15 protein-coding genes are annotated in these 22,511 nt (G+C 65.8%); 7 read left to right on the top strand and 8 right to left on the bottom strand.

Annotated elements, in window-relative coordinates; all coding sequences use genetic code 11:
- Positions 1-16: 16 nt before the first annotated feature.
- The 6 genes from HRJ34_RS10765 to HRJ34_RS10740 form a co-directional block, all read right to left on the bottom strand.
- Positions 17-1,237, bottom strand: coding sequence for a metal-dependent hydrolase family protein (locus tag HRJ34_RS10765; protein ID WP_208634077.1), 1,221 nt, complete (start codon positions 1,235-1,237; stop codon positions 17-19).
- A gap of 1 nt (position 1,238) precedes the next feature.
- Positions 1,239-2,363 (bottom strand): DUF917 domain-containing protein, encoded by a 1,125-nt coding sequence (locus HRJ34_RS10760; RefSeq protein ID WP_012050373.1) that lies wholly within the window; start codon positions 2,361-2,363, stop codon positions 1,239-1,241.
- Between the two features lie 24 nt (positions 2,364-2,387).
- Positions 2,388-3,953 carry a hydantoinase/oxoprolinase N-terminal domain-containing protein gene (locus HRJ34_RS10755; RefSeq protein WP_208634076.1) on the bottom strand — a complete coding sequence of 522 codons (1,566 nt, stop codon included), beginning with the start codon at positions 3,951-3,953 and terminating at the stop codon, positions 2,388-2,390.
- Between the two features lies 1 nt (position 3,954).
- On the bottom strand, positions 3,955-6,111 hold the full coding sequence (locus HRJ34_RS10750) for a TonB-dependent receptor (protein ID WP_226949149.1): 2,157 nt from the start codon (positions 6,109-6,111) through the stop codon (positions 3,955-3,957).
- An 87-nt stretch (positions 6,112-6,198) separates the two neighbouring features.
- Positions 6,199-8,238, bottom strand: coding sequence for a molybdopterin-containing oxidoreductase family protein (locus HRJ34_RS10745; RefSeq protein ID WP_208634075.1), 2,040 nt, complete (start codon positions 8,236-8,238; stop codon positions 6,199-6,201).
- 159 nt (positions 8,239-8,397) lie between these two features.
- A complete protein-coding gene (locus tag HRJ34_RS10740) occupies positions 8,398-11,100 on the bottom strand; it encodes a LuxR C-terminal-related transcriptional regulator (RefSeq protein WP_226949148.1) in 2,703 nt (900 codons plus the stop codon).
- A gap of 235 nt (positions 11,101-11,335) precedes the next feature.
- On the opposite strand from HRJ34_RS10740, the gene HRJ34_RS10735 reads away from it, so the two are divergent.
- Genes HRJ34_RS10735 through HRJ34_RS10725 form a run of 3 tightly spaced genes read left to right on the top strand, consistent with a single transcriptional unit; the run spans position 11,336 to position 14,180 of the window.
- The gene (locus tag HRJ34_RS10735; RefSeq protein ID WP_012050378.1) at positions 11,336-12,130 is read left to right on the top strand and encodes a class II aldolase/adducin family protein; all 795 of its coding nucleotides are present in this window, start codon (positions 11,336-11,338) and stop codon (positions 12,128-12,130) included.
- Positions 12,131-12,143: 13 nt separating this feature from the next.
- A complete protein-coding gene (locus HRJ34_RS10730; protein WP_208634074.1) occupies positions 12,144-13,106 on the top strand; it encodes a 2-hydroxyacid dehydrogenase in 963 nt (320 codons plus the stop codon).
- Positions 13,107-13,148: 42 nt separating this feature from the next.
- The gene (locus HRJ34_RS10725) at positions 13,149-14,180 is read left to right on the top strand and encodes an NADP-dependent oxidoreductase (RefSeq protein WP_016743920.1); all 1,032 of its coding nucleotides are present in this window, start codon (positions 13,149-13,151) and stop codon (positions 14,178-14,180) included.
- Positions 14,181-14,366: 186 nt separating this feature from the next.
- Here the strand turns inward: HRJ34_RS10725 and HRJ34_RS10720 are convergent, their stop codons facing one another.
- Positions 14,367-15,233: a LysR family transcriptional regulator gene (locus HRJ34_RS10720; protein WP_012050381.1), complete on the bottom strand. Its 867-nt coding sequence runs from the start codon at positions 15,231-15,233 to the stop codon at positions 14,367-14,369.
- A gap of 81 nt (positions 15,234-15,314) precedes the next feature.
- On the opposite strand from HRJ34_RS10720, the gene HRJ34_RS10715 reads away from it, so the two are divergent.
- On the top strand, positions 15,315-16,307 hold the full coding sequence (locus HRJ34_RS10715; RefSeq protein ID WP_012050382.1) for a bile acid:sodium symporter family protein: 993 nt from the start codon (positions 15,315-15,317) through the stop codon (positions 16,305-16,307).
- A 49-nt stretch (positions 16,308-16,356) separates the two neighbouring features.
- On the opposite strand, the gene HRJ34_RS10710 is transcribed toward HRJ34_RS10715, so the two are convergent.
- Positions 16,357-17,745, bottom strand: coding sequence for a helix-turn-helix transcriptional regulator (locus HRJ34_RS10710; protein WP_226949147.1), 1,389 nt, complete (start codon positions 17,743-17,745; stop codon positions 16,357-16,359).
- On the opposite strand from HRJ34_RS10710, the gene HRJ34_RS10705 reads away from it, so the two are divergent.
- From HRJ34_RS10705 to HRJ34_RS10695, 3 genes are all read left to right on the top strand, one after another.
- The gene (locus tag HRJ34_RS10705; RefSeq protein WP_208634073.1) at positions 17,745-20,003 is read left to right on the top strand and encodes a TonB-dependent receptor; all 2,259 of its coding nucleotides are present in this window, start codon (positions 17,745-17,747) and stop codon (positions 20,001-20,003) included. The genes HRJ34_RS10710 and HRJ34_RS10705 overlap by 1 nt on opposite strands.
- Positions 20,004-20,059: 56 nt before the next feature.
- Entirely contained in the window at positions 20,060-21,097 is a 1,038-nt protein-coding gene (locus tag HRJ34_RS10700) for an alpha/beta hydrolase (protein WP_012050385.1), read from the top strand.
- Between the two features lie 123 nt (positions 21,098-21,220).
- Positions 21,221-22,396 (top strand): metal-dependent hydrolase family protein, encoded by a 1,176-nt coding sequence (locus tag HRJ34_RS10695; protein WP_226949146.1) that lies wholly within the window; start codon positions 21,221-21,223, stop codon positions 22,394-22,396.
- Positions 22,397-22,511: the final 115 nt, after the last annotated feature.

Below are 22,511 nucleotides of genomic sequence, written 5' to 3'. Positions count from 1 at the left end.
GTCCCGTCGGCTTCGGCTAAAGCGCGCATCGGACGACCTTGCCGTCGCGCATGATGAAGCCGATGCGCTCCTGCTGTTCGAACAGGGCGATGTCGTCCAGCGGATTGCCGTCGATGGCGATGATGTCCGCGCAGGCGCCGGGCGCGATCGTCCCCAACTTGCCTTCCATCTGAAGCAGCGCGGCGTTGACCGAGGTCGCCGATCGCAGGATCTCGACCGGACTGCAGACGGGCAGCCGCAAGCGGAACTCGCGGGCCTGGCGGTCCATCAGCGGGCCCAGCAGGTCGGTTCCGAAACCGATCTGGGCCCCGGCCTGTCGCAGATGGTCCAGCGATGCATAGGCCACGTCGCCCATCGCGCGGACCTTGTCGAGGATCGCCGCGGGCAATCCCATCTGCTCGGCGCGTTCCTTCATCGCGTCGCCGATGGCGAAGGTCGGCACGGCGAAAGCGCCGGCGGCGACGATGGCGTCGGCCCCATCCCGCTCGAGGATGGTGACGTGCTCCAGCGAACGGACGCCGTTGGCGACGCAGCGCAGCGCCGCCTCATTGGTATGGACATGCGCCATGACATAGGCGCGGCGCGTCTCGGCCTCTTCGACCGCGACCCGGATCTCGGCGTCGCTGAACTGCCGCATCCAGATCGGGTCGGTGCGCGACAGCACGCCGCCGGACACGAACAGCTTGATGTGGTGCGCGCCTTTGCGGAGCTGATCGCGCACGACCCGGCGCACCTCGTCGGGGCCGTCGGCGACGGTCGCCAGCGCCCCGCAATAAGCGCAGGCGCAGGCGTCATAATGGTCGGGCAGGCGGAAATCGCCATGCCCGCCGGTCTGGCTGATAGCGAGGCCGGGAAAGAAGAAGCGCGGCCCGTCGATCAGGCCCTGTTCGAGGGCGGTCGCCAGCGGCAGATCGCCGCCGGCGGCATCGCGCACGGTGGTGAAGCCGCGGTGCAGGGCGCCTTCCAGGAAACGCCGGGCATGGAGGCTGCGCAGGGCGGGGGAGATGTGATCGACCTTTTCGAGGTCGACCTCGATCCCATAGGCGTGGAAATGGGCGTCGATCAGGCCGGGCATCACGAAATGCCCGTTCAGGTCGATCCGCCGTTCCGCGCCCGGAAGCTTGTCGAGCGGCGCGATTTCGCGGATCAGCCCGTCTTCGACATAGATGGCCTGTCCCTGCAACAGGTCGGCGGAGTGCCCGTCGAAGATCGGGCCGTTGTGCAATATCGCGGACATGTCAGCCAACGGCCTGCTGCGGCTCGCGGAGGCCGAGAAGCTCCTCCATCGGCCGGAAGTCCTCGTCGAAGCCGAAGGCGCGGGGCCCCAGGACATCGAGCGCCTCGGGACGGCGCAGCACGGGGTCGCAACTGTAGGAGAGCACCTTCACGCGCTGGCCGTAGGCGAGCATGTCGGATGTCAGCGGCTCGGCGGATTCGCGGTCGAGCACGGTGATGAGGTCGGGCACGATCGTCGCGGTCTCGCCATTGATGCGGGCGATCGTGAATTCGTTCTGGATCTCGATGACGCAATCGTCCCCGCCGCCGTTCAGCGGTTGCAGCCGGGCCTGCCCCCAATGCCAGCCGTTGCGGATCTCGTGGGTCACGTCGACGATCTTGCCGTCGAAGATGATCTTCGCGGTGCGATCGGGCCAGCTGTTCAGATAGCGCAGCAGATTGTCGAAGGGGTCGCCATGGCTGTTGCGGCCTTCGCGTATGGCGCGTCCGATCTCCAGCGTCTGGCTGATGGTGCCGTGGATGGTCACTTCGCGCGCGCGCTTGCCGGACATCGGATACATCATGCAGAAGGCGCCGGCGCCCATCGCGATCGTCGCGGCGCGCGAGATATCCTCCGCCATCTTGTCGTCGGAGGCCTCGATCGTGACGACGTTGCCGCGTTCCTCCATGAGGATGGACGGCGTGACCGGGCAGCCGTGGATGCTGAAGGTGGTCATGTTCAGCTGCGGCAGCGCCCGGCCGATGCCGTCGGCATCGAGGACGGGAACCCCGCTAATCGCCCCCAGCGCCAACGGCATCATCGAATTGGCGCCGCCGATCTCCATGCAGAGCAAGGCGTCCACGCGCCGGTCGAAATGCGCCTCGGCGCGGGCCAGCACGCGCAGCATCGCCGTCTTGCTCAACAGGTTCTCGACCAGGATGGAAGGCGCGCCGACACCGGCAAAGACCAGCACGAAATCGTCGTCGCCGATCTCGTCGCAGCTTATGATCTTGGGGAAATTCCCGTTGGCGACCTCCGCCGCCACGAGCAGCTCGCCGATATAGGGATCGCCGCCGCCGCCCGTGCCCAGCACGACGGCGCCACGGGCCATGTCCTGGACGTCGCGCGGTGAATTGATGATGTACATGATATCCTCTCGATTGCCGCGGGGTCAGGCGAAGGCGGCGATGGGGCCGACCGCGCGGACCTTCACCTGCACCGCGCCGTCCTGCATGTGCGTCATCGGTAGCTCGACGAGCTCGATGACGTCCACCGCATCGGCCTGGGCGCCGGCTTCCACGGCGGCGGCGATGGCTTCGCCCGTCGCGAGCTTGATGACAGCGTCGCGTCCGAGCGTCTTCACGTCGTACATCTTGTCGATCCGTCCGCTGGCGAGGGCGATCGCGGCGCCGACGGCATTGGCGACCGCGGCGTGATCGGGGCGGACGACCTTCGAAACGCCGTTCAGCGGGCGGTTCACCAGAATATGGCCGCCGCCCACCAGGACCAGCGGCATGGGGGCCGCGTTGGTCTTGATCTGGTCGATCGCCTCCTCGATCCGAAGGTGGATCGTCTCCACCGCCGCATCGACCAGGGATGGGGGCAGATGGGCGACGAGGCCGGGATCGCCGATCTCGGCATGGCCCGCGCGCACGGCGATATCCGTCGCGGTCAGGGTCGCGCCGCCGAAGACCAGCCCCTCGGCCGGAAGACGATGCCCGACCGAAGTGGGGCCTACGACCGTCCCGCCGCCTTCTTCCGATATGATGCTGCCGCCGCCGATGCCGATCGAGAGCAGGTCGGGCATCCGGAAATTGGTGCGGACGCCGCCTATATGGTTGGCGGTTGCGGTTTCGCGGGGGAAGCCCCGGGCGAGGAAGCCGATATCGGTGGTGGTGCCGCCGATGTCGGCGACGATCGCCTCGGTCAGCCCGGTCAGGAAGGCGGCCCCCCGGATGCTGTTCGTCGGGCCGGCGGCGCAGGTCAGGATCGGCAGGGCCATGGCGCGATCGGCCGTGATTAGCGTACCGTCGTTCTGACTGAGGTACATCGGCGCCTTGATGCCCAGCTCGCCGATCGCGCGGTCCAGCGCGGGGACGATCCGAGACGCCAGCGCGGCGAGGCTGGCGTTGATGATCGCGGCATTCTCGCGATCGAGCAGTCCCAGTCCCCCCAGTTCGGTGGACAAGGTCACGAAGGCGTCGGGCACATGGTCGCGCACGATGGCGCGGGCACGCTCCTCGATCTGCGGACAGAGCGGAGAGAAGCCGCCGGATATGGCGAAGCTTCGGATGTTCTTGGCCCGCGCATCGCGCGCCGCCGCGCGGATCGCATCGACGTCGAGGGGGGCATATTCCTGGCCGGTGTAGAGCAGGCCGCCGCCCACCATGTAGATTTCGCCGCGGACCGCCTCGATGGCATCCGCCGGCCAGCCCGAAAATGGCGGAACGCCATCCCCCTTGGGCAAGGCGATGCGAATGGCGGCGACGGGCTCCAGCCCGCGCCTTTCGATGAACGCGTTGACGAACTGGGTGGTGCCGATCATCACCGCCCGCACCGACCCTATGGGAATGCCGGTCGTGTCGAGCACCGTCCGCACCGCATTCACCACGCCGGATTTGACGTCCGGCGTGGTGAAATGCTTGGCGGAACCCAGCACCGTGCGGCCGTCCATCAGGACGACGTCGGTGTTGGTCCCGCCGACGTCGATTCCGATTCGGAAATGAGCGTCCGACATTTCAGAAGCTCATCTTCATTTCGACGCCGAAGCTTCGCGGCGCTCCGGGATAGCCGATGAATATGTCCAGCCCCGAATATTTCGGCTGGAAGAACTCGCCATAATATTTGTCGTTCAACAGGTTGCGGACGAAGCCATAGACACCGAACTGTCCGAAATTGACCCCCAGTCGCGCATTGACGATATCATAGGGATTCTGGACGGCGACGTTGTCCGCGCCCCAATATTTCTTGCCGAAATGCTGCCATTCGACGCGCGCCAGCCCTTCGACGTCGCCGCCCAGGGACGGCTTGTACTGGAGCGAGGAGGTGGTCGAGAAAGGCACGGTCCGGGGCGCGCGGTTGCCGATGTCGGCGGCGAAGACGCTGTTCCGGATGTTGCTGTCGATGACCCCGACCGCGACCGAAGCTTCAAGGCGATCGGCCAGCGAAGCGATCAGCTCCAGCTCCAGTCCCCGGATGCGGACCTTGCCGATCGTGTCGATGATCTGGGCGCCGGAAGCGGTGTCGAGATAGAAGAACTGGTAATTCTTCACATCGGTCTGGAAGGCGGCGCCATTGACGGTCAGGCGCCTGTCGAGGAACTGGGTCTTGAAACCCGCTTCATAATTGCTGAGCGTTTCCGAAGCGAACACCGGCACCGGCGCGTTCGGGGCGTTGAAGCCGCCCGACCGGAAGCCCGTGCCGAAGGTGGCGTAGATCAGCTTGTTGTCCCCCGGCTTCCAGGCCAGGGTGACCTTGGGCTGAAGGCGATCGAAACGCGCCTTGCGGACGGTGTTGCTGTTCAGATTGGTCTGGACGCGCCGGTCGTTGTCGTAGCGCAGCCCGCCCGTCAGCGTAAGGTTGGTCAGGATGTCGTAGTCGACCTGGCCGAAAAAGGCGTAGGCGCGGTTGTCGTTTCCTTCGTTGTTGTCGAGGAAGAGATTGGCCGGACTGTCGATCTGCGACGGCTGGCCGTTGAAATCGAAGAAGAAGCGCGAGCGCAGCGAACGGTCGGTATCCAGATAATATCCGCCGACGAGCCAGCGCAGCGGCTGGTCGCTGCGCGAAACCAGCCGAATTTCCTGGCTGAATATCCGGCGCTTCAGATCCTGTCCCTGGCCGAGCTGGAAGCCGAGGCCGAAGAAGCCGCCCGGCGAGGTGACGGGGTTGCGTATGTCGCCGTCCGAGCGCGCCGACAGCTTGAAGTCCGAATAGTTGGAGATGCTCGTCAGGGTCGCGAAGTCGAGATCATAGTCGATCTTCGCGGTCAGGTCGGTGACGGATCCGCTCGTCAGTCCGGGCAGGTTGGCCTGGGGGTCGACAAAGTCGTTGGGATCGCCCGAAAAGACCGCGGAGTAGTAATTCCCTCCGGCGGCGTATTTGTTATACTCCGCGCGCAGGTCGATCTTCAGCGCGTCCGACGGCTTGGCGATCAACCGTCCGCGGAACGTGTAGTCATGGTCGATATAGTCCGAATGATCGCCGCGGAAGCTGTTCCTGATGAGGCCATCGGAATGCTTGTAGGTGGTGGCGACGCGGAACAGCAGGACGTCGTCGACGATCGCTCCGGACACGCCGGCCGACGCATCGACGGTCTCGCCTTTCGAAACCGCCAGGTTCCAGAAGCCGCTCAGGTCGTTGGTCGGCTCCTTGGTGATGACGTTGATCGCGCCGCCGACCGCATTGCGGCCATAGAGCGATCCTTGCGGACCCTTGAGGATCTCGATCCGCTCGACATCGAACAGCGCGACGCCGATGCTCTCCTGGTTGGTCTGCGGCACGCCGTCGACGACGAACGCGACGGGCGGATCGGCATTGTTCAACTGGGTCAGCCCGCGCATGGTGATGTAGTTGCTGCGGTAGTTATTGCCGCGATCGAAGCTCGCATTGGCGATCTGCGACAGCGCATCGGCGGTCGACTTGATGCCGGCATCGCCGATGGCTTCCGAATTCAGGGCGCTGACCTGGATAGGAACTTCCTGAAGCCGTTCGGTGCGATTCTGCGCCGTTACGACGATTTCATTAGGGTTGTCCGTTCCCGCCGGATCGCTGTTCTGTGCCAGGGCATTGCTTGGAAGCGTTGACATGCTTCCGAGAATTGCGGCGTGGAGCCAATATGCCTTGTTCAAGATACTTCCCCTCTTTTTGATTTTCGTGTTGCGATTGCATGACAACATTTTCGCCGATACTTGGCGAGGAAGCGGGCGAGTGGGAGAGGCCGGTTTTTCGGGTGGGTCCTCGATCCCGACGCCGTTTCCGACAGATCATGGCGGACCGATCGGCCGCACCCGAACCTCGACACCCGACTGCTCGATCATGCCCGACAGCGGGTCGGTGTTGATGCGCGTCGAGGTCAGGTGACCGACATTGGCCCGCTCGAAGCCATGCGGAATGCTGACGCAGCCATCCCCCATGCGCCGGTCGATGTGGACCGTCACCACCAGCTTGCCGGTTGCGCTCGCCACCTCGGCCAGTCCGCCGGGCTCCAGCCCGAAACGCGCGGCGTCCCGCTCGCTGATATAGAGACCGGGCAGGCTGTGGCCGTGCCGGTCCGCAATGCCGTCGTTGAAGGTCGAGTTGATCTTGTGGCGCTGCCGCGATGGAATCAGCAGAAGCGCCTCCGGATCGCAGCCGGGCGGCGTGCTGTGCTTGAGCTGCTCGACCAGTTCTTCGGGGGCGAGGTTCCAGCGATTGTCGGGAAGGAAGCGTGATACCCAGCCGAAGCTGCATTCCTCCTCCAGGAAACTCACGGCGGTGTCGCCGTCGAACGCCGCGATGTCGAAGCGGGGTGCGGCCGCCAGTGGCCTGAACAGCGCCGCTTCGTCGGCATCGGGATCCGGGGGCGCGATCTCGATGCCGAGCCGGCGGCCCAGCGCGCCCAGGATCCACCATGTCGGCCGCCGTTCCGCCCCGGGCGGGACGACGCGCGGCGCATATTGGGCGAACTCGCGCGTATAGGCGATGTCTCCCATGCTGATGTCGGCGCGTTCGAGCTGTCCGGTGCAGGGGAGGACGTGCGTGGCGAGCTCGGTCGTCCCGGTGGGGAGGACGTCGAGCACGACCAGCAGGTCGAGCTTGCCCAGCGCGGCGGTCAATCGCCGGGTGTCGGGCAGGGCGATGACGGGATTCCCGCCGACGACGATCAGGGCTCTGAGATTGCCGGCCTCGATTTCGTCGATCAGCGCGCCGCTCGGCATCTGGCCGGCGCGGCCCGGAAGGTCGGGGCGGCTTTTCGGGCCCGGCCGGGTGGTGTTGGTCGGCTGCCATCCGACCTTTGCCAGATCCTGCAGCATGCCGCGATTGATCCACATGCCGCCCGGCCGATCCAGCGAGCCGGTCACGGCGTTGAGGGCCCATCCCAGCCAGGTCGTGACATTGGCGTTCTTCGACATCGAAGTGCCGGTGCCCAGTTGCAGCGCGATCCTGCCGGCCTGGCGGATTCCCGCGAGCAGGCGGAGGATTTCGGATTGTTCTATGTGCGTGATCGAGGCGGCGGCATCGAGATCGAACGGCGCCACGCTGTCGCGCAAGCTGTCGACGTTCGAGCAAAAGTCCCTCAGGAATTCGACGTCGGCGCCGCCATCGGCGAGGAGGCTGCGGATCAGGAAGCCGAACAGCGCATATTCGGTTCCCGGGAGCGGGCGCAGATGTCCCGTCGCGATCTCCGCCGATTCCGTCAGCCGGGGGTCGATCACCCAGAGGCCACCGCGTGCCGCCCATTTCCGTAGCTGCGCCTTGGGAGCCGCCATGAAGAAATTATGGCCGTGCGAAACGATCGGATTGATCCCGTTCAGGATCACGAAGTTCGCGTCCCGGTCGGGCTTCGGCAGCAGCCAATGATTGCCCGACATGCGCTCGGCGACGAGCTGATAGCCGGGGGAGTCGACCGAAGTCGCCGTATAGAGGCTCGTCGTTCCCAATTGCCCGATGAACGGGAAGCTGAACATCCCTCCCGTGTCGAAAAAGCCGGCGGTTCCGAAATAGACGCCGATCGCATCAGGCCCCGAAGCTTGGCGGATTTCCACCAGTTTTCCGCCGATATCGCCGATCGCGTCATCCCAGCTCGCAGGCGACAATGTGCCGCTGCTCCGCATGAGCGGCCTGTCGAGGCGGTGGGGGCTGTTATGGGCCTTCGCCGAAGCCTGTCCCTTGGGGCAAAGATATCCATATGACAGCGGGTGCGCCTTGTCGCCGCGCACGCCGACGACCTTCCCATCCACGACATCGGCGATCATGCCGCAGCCGGCTGGGCATATCCGGCAATATGTCCTGACGGATTTCGTGCGATCTTCCGATGCGGCCATGGATGTTCCGATATCCTCTCCCGGCGCGCGCGGGCTGTTATGCGCATCGCGTCCGGCCGTCGTTTTCCGGTTCGCATGACACCATCGCCGCCGAGCTTTGGCGACAGGGCAGGCGAGTGGGACAGTCGGGTTTTTCGGGTGGGATTCTGCCGGAGCGGCCTACAGATCGCGGAAGGCGCAGGCCGCCGCCTCTTTCCTGCTGGCGACGCCCAGCTTGGCGAAGATGTTCTTCAGATGAAATTTGACGGTGTTTTCCGTCAGGGCCAGCCGCCGCGCGATCAGCTTGTTCGATACGCCGTCCGCCAGATGAGCCAGTATTTCCGCTTCCCGGTCGGTCAGTTGGCTGGGGTGGCTTGACGCGTTTATGAGCTGGAGGATCCTTTCGAGATGACGGGCCAATTTCGACGTCGGCTCTTCCTTGGCGATGCGTTCGAGAATCGGGTGCAGGGCGGGGCCCTCCTCGGCAAATGGCGCCACCACGGATTCGTCGACGGCGAGGCGCAGGGCCTCGGTCATGCTGCGATCCGCGGCAGGCCGGTCGCCCTCCCGCTCATGCGCCAGGCTGGTGAGGACCAGCGCCTTGATCCGTGTTCCGACGCGGCCTCCGGCCTGGCCGTCGCGCAGCATCGCCTGGGCGACGGAAAGGGCGGTCTCCGGCGAAGCGACGGATATCGCGTGCAGGGCGACCGCGTGCCGGACGCTGTCGCGCTCGCGCCAGGGCGATGCCGATGGCGGCCGCAAAGCGAGATCCAGTTGCCGGGGATCGATGGTCCGCGGCGCCGACCCCGATCGTAGCCGATAGAGGAGCACCAGCGCCTCCATCATGATCGTCATCGATATCAGGCCGCGTTCCGCAAATCGCTTCGTGGCGACCGCGATTTCCTGCAACGCCATGTCCGCCCCGTCGCGTCGCATCGCGGCATCGAGGATGATTGGAAGCACGATCGCATATTGATCGAACGTCGCATCGCCTTCGCCAAGAAGCACCATCGCCATCTTGACCTGATCCGCGGCGCGCAGGCGGTAGGTGCGGCAATATTCGACGGCGGAAAGGGCGGTCCGCGCCATCGCCAGCCATATATGGGCCATGGGCGAATCCTGATGCTCGGCGAGCATCGCGTGGCTCAGCTCCGATGCATCGCCGAGCCGGCCTTCGGCGAGCGCGATCTGCAGCGCGTGGGCGCGCAGATGGGAATGGGAGAAGGGAAAGTCCCCGCTGCTGTCATAGGCGGCCCTGGCTCGCGCCAGCGCCATGCGCGCCGCTTCCAGGTCGCCGCTTTGCTGATAGGTCAGGAGCCGCCCGGTATCGAGGAAGGCGCAGTACAAGGGCGTGGTCGGGGCGATCCGGCTGATCCGATCGAGCGCCATGTCGGCAACCGAGCACGCGGTCATGAAGTGGCTGGCGATGATCGACCGAATCGTCAGGCGTTCCGTTTCCTGGAGCGGGTCGTCATCGCCGCCTGCGCTCTCCGCCGCCACCGCTTCCGCAATCTTCCAGGCATCCTTGAACAGGCCGGCCTTGGACAGGATCAGGGCCTCCGCGAGCCTGATCCGCGGCGACTGGCGGAGCGATCCGGGGGGCAGGACCCGCAGCACGGCGCGCAATTCGTCGGTGCCGTGCGCCAGGAAGATCTCGAGCGTGGGCAAGGTTTCCGTGAAGAGCCTCAGCAAGCCATTGTCATGACCGAGAATCGCCTGGTTCAACGCTTCGCCGTGGCGCCTGTCGTTCCACAGCCACAGCGCCGCGCGGTGGCGCAGCAGGGCTTCGCGCCCGCGACCTGTCTTCAACTGCCGCCCCGCATGGTCGGCGATCAGCGGGTGCAGGCGATAGCTGGTTTCGATCCCGGCGCCGTGCCGCTCGATCAATCCGGGAAGCAGGTCGGATATTTCCTCGAGCAGTAGCGCGCTGTCCTCCGACTGACGGACATGATCGGCCAGGTTGGTCTCGATCTCCGGGAATATCGAGAGATCGGTCAGAAGGTCCCGATGCGCGTCGGTGAGCGTGCGCAACACCTCGTCCGCCATATATTGCGTGAGCTCCGCCATGGGCCGCCGGGAGGACAGCTCGGCCCCTTCCGGCGCGCTCGCGAGCCATAGCTGATGGAGCTGCACCGCGATGGGCCAGCCTCCGGTGCGTTCCGAAAGGGCGGCAAGATCGGACGCCGTCACCGTGGCGCCGAGCATCTGCGCCATTTCATTTTCGTTGAACCGCAGCTCGTCGGGACCGATCAGGCGGACATTGCCGCGCGCCAGATGCGTGGAGAGCGTCAGCCGCGGCCTTTGGCGGGATGCCAGAACCAGATGGACATGATCCGGCAGCATCTCGATCAGATCCGCGAACATCGCGTCCATCGACGGTTCGTTGACCGTTTCGAAGGCATCGACGATGATCACGGCCGGCTTGCCGCTGCGTTCGAGGGCGAGAATGGCGCCTTCCAGCCGGCGGGCGGCCGAGATGTCGCCGGAGGCCCACAAGCCCGCCTCGCCGAGATCGACGCCGGCATCGCGCAGCGCCAGCATGAGGACCTTCAGGAATGCCTGCGGATCCCCATCCTCGCGCGCGGCCGTGATCCAGGCGACGGGCAGCCCCTGGTCGATCAGATCCTGGCGCCACTGCGCCAATATGGTGGTCTTCCCATAACCTGCCGGGCCATAGAGGATAGAGAGCTTCCCCGATCGCGCGACGTTCAGCGACCGCAACGGCAGGTCGCGCCTGCACAGCGCCACGCGCTGGAGGGGAGGGTGCAATCGGCGTCTCAGCGCGCGACCGGCGTCGACGGGCACCGGGGCCGGCGATCCGCCTTGCAAGGTCGCGGTGCGACGATCGGTTGCGAGCTGCTTGATCGGGCCATCCTTCACCATGGGCGGCGGATTATCCCGTGGCGGTCGGGGCGTGCCAACCCCAAAGTCGGGGACGATTGTCGCCGAGGCGCAACCAGGCGATCGTCCCTGCAATTTTCGGCGCGCCGCCTCTCGCGCCGGAGATGGAATGCTTGCGGCAGCGGTTAAGAGTTTGCGGTGCGCCCGGTTCGAGCACCCCTCGACATGGCTATTCTTCGTCCGGTGATTGCCCAGCCAATCGTTGGAGGAGATTGCCGTGAACGACGGGAGCCGGCCGAAGGCTATTTCGCCAAAGCATGTCGCGGACGCCGAATGGAAATGCCGGACCGATCTGGCGGCATTCTATCGGATCGTCGCCATGCTGGGCTGGGACGAATATATCTTCACCCATATCTCGCTCCGGCTGCCGGGGCCGGAACGGCACTTCCTCATCAATCCCTTCGGTCTCCTCTATGAGGAGGTCACGGCGTCGAACCTCGTCCGTATCGACATCAACGGCGACGTCGTGGGGGCGAGCGACTGGCCGGTCAACAAGGCCGGGTTCACGATACACAGCGCCATCCATGAAGCGCGCGACGATGCCCATTGCGTCATTCACACGCACACCACCGCGGGAATGGCGATCGCGCAGCAACCGGCGGGCCTGCTGCCCACCAGCTTCTATTCGGCGATGATCGTCGATCGGCTGAGCTATCATGATTTCGAAGGATCTGTCGTTTCCGATGGCGAGAAGGTCCGGCTGGTCGAGAATCTCGGGACCAACAACCACCTCATCCTGCGCAACCATGGCCTGCTGGCCTGCGGCGCGGACGTCGCGGCCGCGTTCAGCGCGATCCTGACGCTGCAACGCGCCTGCGAAGTGCAGCTCGCGGCGCAGGTCGGCGACGAGCCGCTGCTGACGATCGGTCATGACATCCGCAACGCCCACCGGTCGGCGCTCAACAAGACGGTGAAGGACGCGCCGGCCAACGACCTGTCGGTGATCGAGCGCGCGGTGTTCGATGCCATGGTCCGCAAGCTCGACCGGCTCGATCCGTCCTATCGGCAATAAGGGGAAGAGACTGATGACCGACATCCTGCTGGCCCATCCGAACATGAGCCCGATCCGCGGCGCCCTGGCGCCGCGCCACGAGGTCCACGCATTGTGGGAATATGAGAGCAGCGACACTTTCCTCTCGTCGCATGGCGGGGCGGTCAGCGTGATCGTCACTGCCGGCGAGAACCGGATCGATACCGCGCTGCTGGGCCGGTTGACCAATTTGCGCCTGATCGTCTGTGTCGGCTCGGGATATGACGGGGTCGATGTCGATTGGTGCGCCCGACACGGCATTGCGGTGGTCGCGGCGGTCGGGGCCAATGCGAAGGATGTGGCCGACCACGCCCTGGGCCTTGCCATCGCCGCCTGGCGCGGCATCGTCGCCGATCATGATTTCATCGCGCGCGGCGAATGGCAGGCGGCGAACCGATTGCCGTCGCGCCGGACCATGACCGGCGTTCCCGCCGGCATCGTCGGCCTGGGGTCGATAGGGCGCGCCGTGGCGCATCGCCTGTCGGCGCTGGACATGTCCGTGCAATGGTGGGGCCCGCGCGAACAGTCCGATGCGCCTTTCCCGAAAGCCGCCTCGCTGATCGAGCTCGCGGCCGAGAGCCGCCTGCTGGTGCTTTGCTGCCGTGCGGACGCGTCGTCCCATCATCTCGTCGATGCGGCGGTCCTGGAGGCGCTGGGCCCCGACGGGGTGCTCGTCAACGTCGCCCGCGGCTCCGTCGTCGATGAGGACGCGTTGATCGCGGCCTTGCGGGATGGCCGCCTGGCGGCAGCGGGGCTGGATGTCTTCGCCACCGAGCCGACGCCCGCGGACCGGTGGCGCGATGTGCCGAACGTCGTCCTGACGCCGCATGCCGCCGGCCTGACGACCGACACGCTGCGAGCGATGATCGGCCTTGCCGTCCAACGGGTCGACGCCTTCCTGCTCGGCGATGAGCAGGATCGCGGACGGGTGCTGTCGGCGAGCGTCGCGGCGCGCTGACGGGCGGCGTCGCGCGATGCCCGCATCACATGGCCGGGGGATATGACGGTGGCGCATGCATGGGTCCTGACCTCACGGCCCAAAGCCGTTCCGGTTGCGAGCGACTTCGATCTGGTCCCGATTCCCGATCGCCCCCTGGAGGACGGTGAGATCCGGGTGCGTAACCGCTGGCTCTCGGTCGATCCTTATATGCGCGCCCGGATGAATGCGGGACACGGCTATATGCCGCCATTCATCCTGGGCGAGCCGATGACGGGCCGGGCGCTGGGCGATGTCGTCGAAAGCCGCCATGCGGGGTTCAAGCCCGGCGACGTCGTGTCGCACATGGCCGGATGGCGCGACGAGGCGATCGTGGGATCTTCGCTCGACCCTTGGAGAATCCCGTTCAGCGACGTCCCGGAGACGGCCTGGCTGAACGGTCTTGGTGCGGCAGGGCTGGCGGCCTGGGTCGGGCTGGCCGTCATTGCCGACGCTCGTGCGGGCGAAACGCTTTTCGTGTCCGCCGCCGCCGGCGCGGTGGGATCGGTGGTGGTGCAACTGGCCAAGGCCTGGGGCCTCCGCGTCGTCGCGTCGGCCGGCGGGCCGCGCAAGGCGGCCTGGGCGCTGGAACTGGGCGCCGACCATAGCATCGATTACAAGCGGGACCCGCTACTGGAAACGCTGGGCGCGGCGGCGCCGGACGGCATAGACATCTATTTCGACAATGTGGGCGGGGCCCATCTGGATGCGGCGCTCGCCGTCTCGCGACGAGGCGCACGCGTGGCGATCTGCGGCATGATCGATAGCTATAATGGCGAAAGGCCGTTGGAGCTTCGCCACGCCGGACGGCTGATCGCGGCGCGAATCCGAATGGAAGGCTATCTGGTGTCGGACCATATGGGCGCCCGGGATCGCTTCCTGGCCGAGATGATCCCCCTTGTCCGCGATGGTCGGATCCGAAACCGCGAAACCGTCCGACAGGGTCTTGCGGCGATGCCGGAGGCTTTCCTTGGCCTGTTCGACGGGATGAATATCGGGAAGATGCTCGTTGAGATTCCCTGGCGCGGGGATGGCGGGGCCAAGGCTCTGCCCTGACCCGCCGCTACGCCGTCGTGTCGGCTTTCCGCTCCGTTTTGATCTCGGTTGGGTGGCGGCTCATGCTATCGGGTGCGGACCGGGATGCGCCTGCCCCAATACCGTCCCGACCGGATCGACGATGTCCCGCCGCTCGCCGGTCGATGAAAAGCGGGCGGGTCGGAAAAGGCGATGTCGGGCAGGTCGTCAGCTCCGGAAATTCTTCCGGCGCAGCAGCGAACCGTCCTTCTTGATGGCTTCGGCCAGGGCCCGTGCCGGACCTCGATGTCCCTGTCGGCCCGCCAGCACGACGAACTCGACATCGCCGAGCGGCGGCAGTTCCGGCGAAGAAACCTCATCCAGCCCCGGGGGCACCAGCGATCGTGCATGGGGGGCGACGCCCAGGCCTGCGGCGACCGCGGCGTGAATGCCGCTCTGCGTCCCGCTGGTGCAGACGATGTGCCAATGGCCGCCGATAGTTTCGAGGGCGGTCAGCGCCGCCGTGCGGGTGATCGCCGGGGGCGCCAGGACGATCAGCGGCACCGGCGCCTTCGCATCCAGGATGAAATCGGGCGCGGCGATCCAGACCAGCGGCTCCCGCCACACCCGTTCGCCCTGCTTGTCGCTCGCCCGTCGCTTGATGAAGGCGAGATCGAGCATTCCCAGCTCGAGCTTCTCGCGCACATCTTCGCTCAGCCCGACGACCAGTTCGAGCGCGACGTGCGGATGCTCCGCCGTGAATTGCCGCAACAATTCGGGCAAGCCGGCGAGGACGACGTCCTCGGTCACGCCGAGGCGCACCGACCCCCTCAGGTCCGTGCGCGCGAAATGGCGCAGGGCGCGATCATTGGCTTCGAGGATCGATCGGGCGAAGCCGAGCATGGCCTCGCCATCGACGGTCAGCCTGACCGAATGGGTGTCCCGAACGAAGAGTCGCGTGCCGGCGGCGGCCTCCAGCTTTCGCACATGTTCGCTGACGGTCGATTGCCGCAGATTCAGGCTCGCCCCCGCCAGGGTGAAGTTGAGGGTGCGCGCAACGGCGGCGAAGCTCTTCAGCCAGGACGGGTCAAGCATGGGCTTATCATTCCAATATACGATAACTATAACTATGGTTATCGGTATTTACAATTATGACCGACTGGTCGACCGGAGGCTATGAAAAAGCTCCTCGCCCTCCTCGATCCCTATGTCGGGCTGATGATGCTCGTGATCGCCCTCGCGGCCGTTCTGCCGGTCCACGGTCGCGGCGCCGCCATCGCGGCAACGACGGCGGACGTCGCGATCGCCTTCCTGTTCTTCCTCTACGGGACGCGCCTTTCGCCACGGGCGGCCCTCGCGGGCCTGGTTCACTGGAGGCTGCACTTGGCGATCCTGCTGTGCACCTTCGCCCTCTTCCCCGCCCTCGGGCTGGGCGTCAGCCATCTGGCGTCGGGGGTGCTTCCGCCGGCGCTGCTGGTCGGCGTGGTCCTCCTCTGCCTCATGCCGTCGACGGTGCAGTCCTCGATCGCGTTCACATCGATCGCGCACGGCAATGTCGCGGCCGCGCTCTGCGCCGCATCGCTGTCCAATTTCCTGGGCGTCTTCATCAGCCCGCTGCTCGTGGGGTGGCTCCTCCAGACCAGCGGCGTCGTGCTGTCCTTCGACGTCTTCCGCGATATCCTGCTGCAGTTGCTGGCGCCGTTCCTGGTCGGGCAACTCGTTCGTCCCTGGCTGGGCGCTTGGATTCAACGCCACAAGACGGTGCTGGGATATGCGGATCGCGGCTCGATCCTGCTGATCATCTACGTCGCCTTTTCCAAGGGCATGGTCGAGAATATCTGGCATGAGGTGGCCGTCGCGGATCTGCTGGTCCTGCTCGCCGTGCTGACCCTGCTGCTTGCCGTCGTCCTGCTGCTGACCCGCTTCATCGGCCGGCGGCTGCTATCGCTCCCGATCGAGGATGAGATCGCCTTGCAGTTCTGCGGGTCGAAGAAGTCGCTCGCCAGCGGATTGCCGATCGCGAGCCTGCTGTTCCCCGGGCCGCAACTGGGCATCATCCTCCTGCCGTTGATGCTGTTCCACCAGATCCAGCTCATCGTCTGCGCGGTACTGGCCCGGAGCTATGCCGCCGCGCCGGCCCGGAGCGTTTCCGCCCAAGGCGCCTCGTGAGCCGAAACCCGCCCGATGCCGGGGCAAAGGCCGGCGGGAACAGGGCTCGTCAATTCGCCGGTGGCGCGCCTCGGCGGCGGAGCTTGGAAGGGGTCGTGCCGAAATGGCGGTGCACCGCGACCGCGAAGCTCGATGAACGGTTATAACCGACGGCATAGGCGATCTGCGTGATCGGGTCGTCGCCCTCGCTCAGAAGCGCGAGCGCCCGCTGCATGCGTAGCTCCTGGATATAGTCGAAAACCGATTGGCCCAGAATCTGGCGGAAGCCGGTGCATAGCGCGCTACGGCTCAACCCCACTTCGGCCGCGAGTTCCTCCAGCGACGGAGGCGTGACATAGTTGGCTTCGAGAAACCGCTGCGCTTTCACCACCCCCCTGGCGGTGAGCTTGGTGGCCTCGACCGATCGGAAGCACTCGCTCTGATCGAACGCCTCCAGGGCCTGACAGACGATCTCAAGCGCTTTGGATTGCAGGAAGATGCGGCGGCGACGCCCGTCCAGAGGGCAGGTCTGGACGTCCTCCAGGCAGCGTAGCATGGCCGCGCTGAGCGGCAGGGCCCGCCCGGACGTCCGTTGCAGGTCCCCGTCCAGGAAAGCCTGGAGCAGGGCGGGCAGTTCGTGCGCGCTGCCAGCATAAAGCGTCTTCAGCACCTCGCGATGCACGACGATGTAGATATAGCGCGCGTGCCCCGTGAGCGTGACCTCCGCGGGGGGCTGGTGCGCCGGCTCGACGATGAGGACGGTGCTTGGCGCCTCGAAGCTCAACGGCCCGCCGTCGACGGGTACATATTCGCCGTCGCCACTGCTGGCGAGGTAGATGTGCAAGCTGTCGGGCGAACAGAAATAGGCCGCCTGGGGCGTATGATATTCCGTCTCCGCAAAGGTGACGAAGAACCCGTCGGCGAGGCCGCAGAATTCGTAGCGGCCGCTGCCGAAGGATTGTTTCACCTGCCAGCGATAGTGGCTCTCGCTCAGCGGCACGAACCTGTCGACCAGTTGAGCGGGATATTCGATCCGATCGACGGCGTAATCCGCGACGGCATAGCGCACCGACTGCTGCACGGCGTCCTTCGCCGGAGGCGGAAAGCGCCGCACCGCAACCGCTTGCGAACCCGCCCGGAGGTCATGGCCAGGATTGTCCGCGCCAAGGCGGGCGATCCTTTCTTCCTGCACCGGCCGCTTGATCGTCGCGCCGCCCATTCCCGTCCCGTTCCGCTTTCCCGCCGTTTCCGTGTTGGCAGGAGAAACCGCCTTCCGCAACGACGGCGAGCGATCTGGCGGTGCTCGAAGGTCTTTTGGCGGTTCGGAAAAGCCATGCGGCCGGCCATCGACTAGCGTGTCGATCGACGCATCGTTGCCGGGCCCGGACAAGGCCGGCTGGAGCGGGGCGCGAATGTGGGCACGGGAACAGTGCCGATGGACGAGGGGGATGAAGATCAATGCGCATACGGACCAAATCGATCTGTCTCACGTCGGCGGGCTTCCTGGCCCTGTGCTTCACGGCGATGGGTGCCGCGGCGCAGGCGGCGGCATCGGCGGATGCGACCTCCGTCGAGACGGGTTCGGGCGAAATCGTGGTGACCGCGAGCAAGCGCGAGCAGAAGCTGCGCGACGTGCCGTCGGCGATCACCGTCCTCGGTGGCGACACGCTCGCCCATCTCGGGGTCCGGTCGGTCCGGGACTATGCGACGCTGACGCCCGGGCTGACCATCCAGGACAGCGGCAGCCCCGGCTATGGCAAGATCTTCATCCGTGGCCTCACCACCGGCAGCCTCCAGCAATCCGCGACCACCGTCTATTATATCGATGACGTGCCGTTCACGGCGAGCTCGGCCAATGGCGGCGGAGCCTTCATCGCGCCGGATCCGGAACTGACCGATGTCGAGCGGATCGAGGTGCTCAAGGGTCCGCAGGGAACGCTCTACGGCGCGTCCAGCCTTGGCGGCGTCATCCGGCTCGTATCGAAGACCCCCGATCCCTCGGGCTTTTCGGGCAGCGCCAGGACCGAGATGACCGCGATCGACGGCGGCGGCGTGGGTTATTCGGCCAGCGCCACGCTCAACGTGCCGCTGGTGATCGACCGCCTCGCCCTGCGTGCCACGGGCTTCTATCGCGAGGCGCCGGGCTATGTCGACAATATCGGCACCGGTACCGACAACGTCAATCGAAGCCGTTTCAAGGGCGGGCGCCTGGCTCTCCGCTGGACGCCGACCGAGCGGTTGACCCTCGATGCGGTCGGCCAGCTCCAGAATATCGACACGCGCGGCCCCGCGCTGGAGACCAGCGTCGCCGGCACGCTGACCCCGCTCTATGGCGAGCGCAAATACAGCAATTTCTTCGATGCGCCGACGCGCGTTCGCTACCGGCTGGCTTCGGTCACCGGCAGATATGACACCGACCTTGGCCAGATCATCGCCACCGGCGCCTATCTCAAGAGCACCTTGCGCACCGAGCTCGACCTGACCTCGACCTATGCGCCGCTTTTCCCCGTGTTCGCCTCGGTGGGCTATGTCTATCCGGCGAACACCGGCGTGGCCGTCGTCTCGACGGTCCCGGCGGTCAAGAAGACCGCGGAACTGCGCTTCGCGTCCAGACGGCTGGGCGGCATCGAGTTCGTCGCCGGCGGCTTCTACACGCATGAGCGGATCGCCTCGCCGACCGACATCGTCGCGCGCGCGATGGCGACGAATACCCAGTTACCGGCGCCGCTGGGCTCGATCATCACGACCCCGGTCAACGACGCCTATGAGGAGCTCTCCGCCTTCGGCAATCTCACCGTCTATCTGGCGGACAATCTCGACGTCACCGGCGGATTGCGCTTCGCGCACAGCATCGAGGACTTCGACGCCTCCTATGGCGGCGTCTATTATACGGCGTTCCTGGGCGGCACGGTGCAGCTCCCGCCGGTCCATTCGAGCCACGATCAGCTCACCTATCTCGCGACCCTGCGCTGGCGGCCGACCTCGACGCTCAGCTTCTTCGCGCGCGCGGCGAGCGGCTATCGCCCGGGTGGACCGCAGGTCGCCGCGGTCGTGCCCCCCGGTGCGCAGGCCAAAATCGATCCCGACACGGTGTGGAACTATGAAATCGGCTTCAAGGGCGATTTCCTCGACAGGAAACTCAGCATCGAAGCGTCCGCCTATCGCATCGACTGGAACGACATCCAGCTCTACACGATCTTCAACGGCACCCAGTTGCTGGCCAATGCCGGCAAGGCCAGGGTCGACGGCTTCGAGGTCCAGGCGAGCGCACGGCCGACCGGGCTGCTCACGGCAACCGCCAATCTCGGATACACCCGGTCGCGGCTCACCGAGGTCGATCCCGGCGTGACCGCCTATATCGGCGCGGCGGCGGGCGATCGCATTCCCCAGACGCCCCGCTGGACGGCGTCGGCCACGCTCGACCAGATGATCCCGTTCGGGGGCGATCTTCAAGGCCAGTTCGGCGCGACCTTCCGCTATCAGTCGGACCGGGTCACGTCGTTCCCCGGCAGTCTCTCGGATCCGAACATCCGCCTGCCCGGGCGCACGACCTTCGATCTGCGAGCAGGGGTGAGCTACCGCACCTACCAGTTCCAGCTTCGCGCCGAGAATATCACCGATCGCAAGGGCATCGCGAACTACATGTCCGGCGCCCCCGCATCCTCCTATCTGATGCGGCCGCGCAGCTTCTCGATCTCGATGAGCACCACATTCTAGCGGGCCTGCGTCCGTCCGCGCCGTTTTTCGACCTGCATCACATGGAAGGATTTCCCATGAACACGCCCGAGGACCGCCCATCGCCCTCGTCGATCGGTAGCCTGGTGACGGAAGCCGCGGTCGCGGCCATCACGCCCGCACGTGCCGCCGCAGGAAGAACCGACGGCAACGGCGGAGCCGCGACGCCCCTCTTCGGATTGACCGAGACGACGCCGTCGTTCGACGCGCTCTTCCCATCCACCCGATATTTCGAGATCGACTCGAATATCGCCGGGGAACGCTTCAGCGCCTGGGTCACCCCGCCGGCGCAATATGACGCCGATCCGACACGGGCCTATCCGGTCGTCTATCAGGTCGACGGCAATCTGTTCTTCCCGACCACGACGCCGTTTCACCAGCCGGGACAGAGCGACACCATGTCGCCCCAGCTTCCCTTCATTCTCGTGTCCGTCGGCTATAGCGCACAGGAAAGCCACGCATGGGCGTGGCTGCGCGTCCGCGATCTGCTTCCGCCGGGGGAGAAGGTTCCGGACGTCATGATGCAGGCCGTCGACATGACCGTCCAGGCCGGGCTCATGCCGCGGGAGGAGGGCGATCGCTATCTCGAGATGTTCGCCAACCCGGCGGCCGACAAGTTCCTCGCCTTCCTGGAGCAGGAGCTTCACCCGCAACTGGCGAAGGCCTTTCGGATCGACGCCGACAATGTCGGCCTCTGGGGCGTGTCCTATGGCGGCCTGTTCGCGGCCTATGTCGCGATCAAGCGATCGGACCTGTTCAAGCGGATCGGCGCCAGCAGCCCCGGCATCATCGGGGAAGACAGCCAGATTTTCGAGCTGTACCGCGAGGCGGTCGCCACGCAGCGGGATTATTCGGACCGCCATCTGCACATCACGCTGGGCGCTCGCGAACTGGCGCAACCGAGCATCTATCAGTGGCTCCTGGCCCGCGGCACCACCCGGCTGCTCGCCGAAACCTCGCAGAACCCTTTGCCCGGCCTGCAGGTTTCGACCGAAATCATCCCCCTCGAAAGCCATCTGAGCGGGGGCGTGCCGGCCTGGTTCAGCTTCCTGCGCGCCTGCTATCTGCGCGGCTGACGGGGGCTGCGCGAAGGAACGCGACGGGACATCGGAAATACCATCGGCGAGAAAGACATGACGATCGTCGTCCTTGAAAACGCACGAATATTCGACGGCCATTCGGCGGAGTGTCCGGAAGGCATGTCCGTATCGGTGGAAGACGGCGTCATCCGCGAGGTCTCCGATCGTCCGATCAAGGCGGACGGGGCGCGGCGGATCGACGTCGGCGGCAAGACCCTGATGCCCGGACTGATCGATCTTCACGTCCATGCCTATTTTTCGGATATGAACGCGAAGCTCGTCGACAGCCGCGACGCGCCCTACCGGACGGCGCATGCCGTCAAGAAGCTCGGACATGCGCTCGACTGCGGCTTCACCACCGTGCGCGACATCGGCGGCGGCGACTATTCGCTGGCCTCGGCCATCGAGGACCGGCTGATCCGGGCGCCCCGTTTTTTCTACGCCGGCAAGGTGCTGTCGATGACCGGCGGTCACGTCGACTACAGGACGCCCAACGAGCAGCATCATACCCATGGCTATTGCTCGTGCGGATCGATGAACTGGGGCGGCGTCGTGGTCGACGGCGTCGACGCATGCATCAAGGCGGCGCGGGAGGAACTGCGCCGCGGCGCGCATTGCATCAAGATCGTCGCCTCCGGCGGCGTGATGTCGCCGAGCGATCCGATGTGGATGAACCAGTTCCGCGAGGACGAGACCCGCGCGATCGTCAACGAATGCATCGAGCGGCGGACCTATGTCTCGGCGCATTGCCATCCGGTCAGCGCGATCCGCCGCTCGATCGAGTTCGGCGTCCGGTGCATCGAGCATGCCACGCTGATCGATGCGGAGACGGCCCGGTTCGTCGCCGAGCGCGGCGCCTTCGTCGTGCCGACGATGTCGGTGATCTTCGTCAGCATGGAGGTCGGCGCCGCGCTCGGCATGACCCCGGACAGCATGGCCAAGCTCGAGGTCGCGGCCGACGCGGCGATCGAAGGGCTCCAGCACATGCGCGACGCCGGCGTGAAGATGGGCTTCGGCACCGATCTGCTCGGCTCGACCTATGATCGGCAATGTCGCGAATTCGAGTTCCGCCGTCAGGTGTTCACGCCGCTCGAAATGCTGCGGCAGGCGACATCGACAGGCGCCGAAATCCTGATGCAGGAAGGCAAGCTCGGCTGCGTGAGGCCCGGCGCCCACGCCGATCTCATCGTCGTCGACGGCGATCCCCTGAAGGATATCGCCTTGCTCGCGGCCGACGGTCGCAAGCTCGATCTCATCATGCGCGCCGGCGAGATCGTGAAGAACCGCCTGGACTGATCGTGAGGAACGGGAGGTCTCGACGACGCGATCGATCAACCGGCGCGATTACACCGCGATCCACCGCGCGGAACTGCGGCATCTCCTGGCGAAACCCTGATCTATCTCGTCGGCA

It is taken from the genome of Rhizorhabdus wittichii (assembly GCF_017607425.1).
GTDB classification, from domain to species: Bacteria; Pseudomonadota; Alphaproteobacteria; order Sphingomonadales; family Sphingomonadaceae; genus Rhizorhabdus; species Rhizorhabdus wittichii.
The sequence above is the reverse complement of the archived record's forward strand: the minus strand, read 5'-3'. Positions and strand labels throughout refer to the sequence as shown.